Genomic DNA, 5,519 nt, shown 5'->3' on the forward strand with positions numbered 1-5,519 from the left:
ATATAGCATTTTGAAGGAAAAGACAACGAAAAAATTAAAATTATATTTTGACTCTTAATCTTCAATAAGTTACTATAATGGTGGTAACTAATTAAAGGGAACTTCATAGAGTTGAAAGGGGAAGTACTTTTGAAAACAACTTATGTAAACGCTACAATTGCAACGATGAATGAACAAAATGAAGTGATAGAAAATGGATATATCATTGTAGAAAATGATCAAATTATAGATGTAAATAGCGGAGAATTCGCTAACGATTTTGAAGTAGATGAAGTAATTGACATGAAAGGAAAGTGGGTTTTACCAGGGCTTGTCAATACACATACACATGTTGTTATGAGCCTTTTGAGAGGTATCGGAGATGATATGTTATTGCAGCCATGGCTTGAGACGAGAATTTGGCCACTTGAAAGTCAGTTTACGCCAGAGCTTGCGGTCGCTAGCACGGAATTAGGATTACTTGAAATGGTGAAAAGTGGTACAACATCATTCTCTGATATGTTTAATCCTATTGGAGTAGACCAAGATGCAATTATGGAAACGGTATCAAGGAGTGGAATGCGTGCTGCTGTTTCAAGAACTTTATTTAGCTTCGGAACGAAAGACGATGAAAAGAAAGCAATTGAAGAAGCTGAGAAATATGTGAAGCGTTACTATAACGAAAGTGGTATGTTAACTACGATGGTTGCACCGCATAGTCCATATACATGTTCCACAGAACTGTTAGAAGAGTGTGCTCGTATTGCAGTAGAAAATCAAACGATGGTTCATATTCATCTTTCTGAAACAGAGCGTGAAGTACGTGATATTGAAGCACAGTATGGGAAGCGTCCAGTAGAATATGCAGCAAGTTGCGGATTGTTTAAACGCCCAACAGTTATTGCGCACGGTGTAGTATTAAATGAAAATGAGCGTGCATTTTTAGCAGAACATGATGTTCGAGTAGCTCATAACCCAAATAGTAATTTAAAACTAGGTTCTGGTATAGCGAATGTAAAAGCGATGCTAGAAGCAGGAATAAAAGTAGGAATTGCAACAGATAGTGTGGCGTCTAACAACAATTTAGATATGTTTGAAGAAATGCGCATTGCAACATTATTACAAAAAGGTATTCATCAAGATGCAACAGCGTTACCAGTTGAAACAGCTCTTACACTTGCGACTAAAGGAGCTGCTGAAGTAATCGGGATGAAACAAACGGGCTCACTTGAGGTTGGAAAGCGTGCTGATTTTATTACGATTGACCCATCTAATAAGCCGCATTTACAACCAGCAGATGAAGTGTTATCACATCTTGTGTATGCAGCTAGTGGAAAAGATATAAGCGATGTAATTATTAATGGTAAACGTGTCGTTTGGAATGGTGAATGTAAAACATTAGATGAAGAGCGTATTATATTTGAAGCAAGTCGTTATAAACGAGGTTTACAAAGATAGGTAATTATATATCAGTTGAGAAAGCTATCCTTTTTTAAAAGGATAGCTTTTTTCTTGAACGAATAAATATTCAAAAGAATGTCGCATCTTTCTGTTAGTATTTCTGCTATAATATATAACGCTTTATAATATTTTATACTTAAGGAGAACAACTCATGAAGCGAAAAAAGAGCCATTTAATGGTAATGGCACTTGTTACATCTTTATTATTAACAGCTTGTAATAATAAAGCGAATAAAAGTGAAACAGAGGCAAAAAAACAAGTATTAAATGTAACAGTATCAGAAGAAATTCCTTCTCTTGATACTACAAAAACGATGGATGGTACGTCAGCACACGTAATGCAAAACATATTTGAAGGATTGTATGTATTAGATGATCAAGATCAGCCTATTCCAGCAGTAGCAAAATCGTTTAAAAGAAGTGAAGATGGTAAAAAATATACATTTGATTYGCGTAAAGATGCAAAATGGTCAAATGGAGACAGTGTGACAGCAAATGATTTTATGTTTGCGTGGAGACGGGCGGTAAGTCATGAAACAGCGTCTCAATATGCGTATATGCTCTTTTACGTGAAAAATGCGAAAGAGATAAATAAGGGAACAAAGCCTCTTGATGAACTTGGGGTTACGGTTATAAATGATTATAAGCTAGAAGTGGAACTAGAACAGCCAATTCCTTACTTTTTACAGTTGTTAGCACTACCTATTTACTTACCACAGCACGAATCATTTTTAAAAGAACAAGGAAAGAATTATGCATTGGAACCTAGTAATCTCATATATAACGGTCCATTTGTATTAGAGAAGTGGAAGCATGAACAAGAATTTCAATTAAAGAAAAATGATACATATTGGGATAAAAAGAAAGTGAAATTAGAAGAAATAAACTTTCAAATTGTGAAGGATACAATGACAGCAGTAAATTTATATGAAGCTGGCGATTTGGATCGAGTACCAATTAATTCTCAATTTGTAGACAAGTATAAAGGGAATAAGCAATTGCATATGTCGAGCGATCCTGGAATTGCAATGCTCCGTTTTAATGAAAAAAATAATGCGTTAGCAAATAAAAAAGTGCGTCAGTCTATCTCATTAGCGTTAAATAAAGAAGATTTTGTAGCTCACTTTATTAATAACGGGGYAAAACCTGCAAGTGGACTTGTACCAGTTGGTCATATAAATGAAGCGACTGGCAAAGATTTTAGAAAAGAAAACGGAGATATTTCTCCATACGACTTACAAAAAGCGAAAAAGATTTGGGAAGAAGCGAAAAAAGAACTTGGAGTAGAACAAATAAAACTCGAGTTTTTAACGTTTGAACAAGATAACGCAAAACGTATGGCGGAATATATAAAAGGTGACTTAGAGAAGAATTTGCATGGATTAACGATACAAATTAAACAACAGCCATTTAAGCAAAAGTTACAATTAGAACAAACAGGTGATTACGATATATCTATGGTAAATTGGGGACCAGATTATAAAGATCCAATTAGTTATTTAGAGCTATTTACGACAAGTAATCCAAATAATAAAATGAATTATTCTAATCCTCATTACGATGAGCTAATAAAAAAAGCTAAAAATGATCTTATACTAGATCAAAAGAAAAGATGGGAAGCGTTGCGAGGAGCTGAGCAGGTCATATTAGAGGATGCTGCGGTAGCACCGCTTTATCATATTGGTTCCGCTTATGTACAAAAGGATTATGTAAAAGGAATTGAAAAGCATCAATTTGGTGGCGTTTATACTTATAGGAATACTTATATCGATAATAAGTAAAACTATTAATCAAAAAAGAAACCTTACTTTTAAAAGTGAGGTTTCTTTTTTTGGAATTATATCTATTAAACCGATTTTAATAAAGAATAAAAATTCGTATCATATGGGATATCATCTTGATACATATAGTTTTTTAGAATCCCTTCTTTTTCAAATCCTAATTTTAATAGCACTTTATTTGAAGCTTCGTTTTCAAGAAATACAATTGCCCCGATACGTTTTAAATGAAGCGTATGGAAGCCATAAGATATAATTTCAGAAACTGCTTCAGTCGCATATCCATTTCCCCAGTGTTCAGGGAAAAAGGCATAACTTATATTTGCTCGTTTATGTTCGGAAGACCAATCATGAAAACCAATTGTTCCAATGAGACCTTTCTTGTCTTTTAATTCGATTCCCCATTTAATGCCGCTTCTTGCGTTGTAACCCAACTTAAAATTATTAAGGATTTGTTTTACTTGATCCAAATTTTGCAATGGTTTTTGGCCATAATGGCGCAGGACATCAGTATTAGAAAAGCATTGTAGTATACTCGGTGCATCTTCTTCGGTAAGTTCTCGTAAAATGAGCCGGTTGGTTTTTAATATAGGAAACATGCCTTCACTCCATTTCTTCTGAAACTAGAATGTGTTGTTATTATATAATTTAATCTGAAAATAAAGATTATTCAAGGTGTAATGATGATTTTGATTTATGTTAAAATTAATTGTGGAATATATTTCAAAAAGAGGTTTAGATATGGAGAAAAACTCAATTTTAATTGTAGATGATGATCGAGATATTATTCGATTCGTTAATGAAAATTTAAAACAAGAAGGTTTTACTGTCTTTAGTGCTGACAACGGAGAAGAGGCGTTAGAGGTATTGAATAATAATGATGTTCAACTTGCTATCCTTGATGTTATGATGCCTCAAATGGATGGGATTGAATTGTGTAGAAGGATAAGAGAGAAATATAGTTTACCAATTATGTTTTTAAGCGCGAAATCATCGGACATAGATAAAGTCGTTGGATTTAGTACTGGGGCAGATGATTATATTGTGAAGCCGTTCAGTACAATTGAATTTATAGCAAGAGTGAAAGCTCAATTAAGAAGGTATACATATTTCAATCAAAATGCTGTTCAAGTAATAAAAAAGGAAATAAACATTAGAGGTTTAGAAATAGATGAAGTGTCGAGAACAGTAATGTTATATGGAGAAACAATCAATCTTACGAAAACTGAATATGATATTTTGTACTTAATGGCCGCTGCAATGAATCGTGTGTTTACTATTGAAGAAATATATGAAAGCGTTTGGAAAGAAAGGGCCTATGAAAGTAATAATACAGTAATGGTTCATATTGCAAGATTAAGAAATAAAATTGAAGAGAATCCAAAAGAGCCGAAGTTTATTCAAAATGTTTGGGGAGTCGGATATAAAATTGAAGATTAAATCATTACAAGGCATGAGAGCTAAGTTTTTTATCGCATTCATATGTAGCATTTTGTTAGCAACTGTAAGTATAATAGCGTTTCAAATTGCAATTGGAAATATATATAGTCATGTTACTGCGTTAGAGGAAAAATATTCATTTTTATATTTAATAGTTTTTTTGATTTTTACTACAATATACTTTGCATTCATGACAAAAACAACGATGAAAAGATTATCTGAAATTAACAAGAGTCTGAAGGAAATAAGTAATGGTAATTTGGAAATACATATACCTATTTCAAAAAATGACGAGATTGGTGAATTAGCAGCGAATGTTAATAGAATGGTCAAAAGTTTAAAAGAGTCTATAGAGAATGAAAAAAAATCGCAAGAAATGAAAAATGAAATGATTAGTAATATTTCTCATGACTTACGAACACCTGTAACATCCCTAATAGGTTACGCGGACCTGTTAGGAAATCAGCTGCATTCAAATAGAGAAGAATGTGAACAGTATGTAAGTATATTAAAGCGAAAAAGTTATGAATTGAAAAATCAAGTAGATGATTTATTAGAATATTGTCAAATAAATTATAGAGAGATCGAATTACATAAAAGTGTAGTAAATATGAAAGCGTTCATTGAACAAATCATGATTGATTTTGTACCACAACTAGATGATGCCGATATGAGCTTTTGTATTAAAGGTGATAAGGTGTTACATGTGGAAATGGATGTAGCGGTTATGGTGAGGCTATTCGAAAATGTAATTAGTAATAGTATTATGTACGGGAAAGACGGAAAGGAGCTTTTAATTCAAGTTTCTAAAAGAGATATGAATGTTGAAATAGAAATTAAAAATTTTGGACAATGCATTCC

5 protein-coding genes are annotated in these 5,519 nt (G+C 32.9%); 4 read left to right on the top strand and 1 reads right to left on the bottom strand.

The window, feature by feature from the left end; all coding sequences use genetic code 11:
- Positions 1-111 precede the first annotated feature (111 nt).
- Positions 112-1,437, top strand: coding sequence for a bifunctional S-methyl-5'-thioadenosine deaminase/S-adenosylhomocysteine deaminase (locus AC1DTM_RS17270; protein ID WP_477000555.1), 1,326 nt, complete (start codon positions 112-114; stop codon positions 1,435-1,437).
- 155 nt (positions 1,438-1,592) lie between these two features.
- Entirely contained in the window at positions 1,593-3,221 is a 1,629-nt protein-coding gene (locus AC1DTM_RS17275) for a peptide ABC transporter substrate-binding protein (protein ID WP_477000556.1), read from the top strand.
- 65 nt (positions 3,222-3,286) lie between these two features.
- On the opposite strand, the gene AC1DTM_RS17280 is transcribed toward AC1DTM_RS17275, so the two are convergent.
- The gene (locus tag AC1DTM_RS17280) at positions 3,287-3,817 is read right to left on the bottom strand and encodes a GNAT family N-acetyltransferase (RefSeq protein ID WP_427279503.1); all 531 of its coding nucleotides are present in this window, start codon (positions 3,815-3,817) and stop codon (positions 3,287-3,289) included.
- A gap of 142 nt (positions 3,818-3,959) precedes the next feature.
- On the opposite strand from AC1DTM_RS17280, the gene AC1DTM_RS17285 reads away from it, so the two are divergent.
- Entirely contained in the window at positions 3,960-4,658 is a 699-nt protein-coding gene (locus tag AC1DTM_RS17285) for a response regulator transcription factor (protein ID WP_016104516.1), read from the top strand.
- Positions 4,648-5,519: HAMP domain-containing sensor histidine kinase (locus AC1DTM_RS17290; RefSeq protein ID WP_477000557.1), on the top strand; the 872-nt coding region annotated here is incomplete at its 3' end. The genes AC1DTM_RS17285 and AC1DTM_RS17290, both read left to right, overlap by 11 nt.

It is taken from the genome of Bacillus sp. P4_D3 (assembly GCF_056401855.1).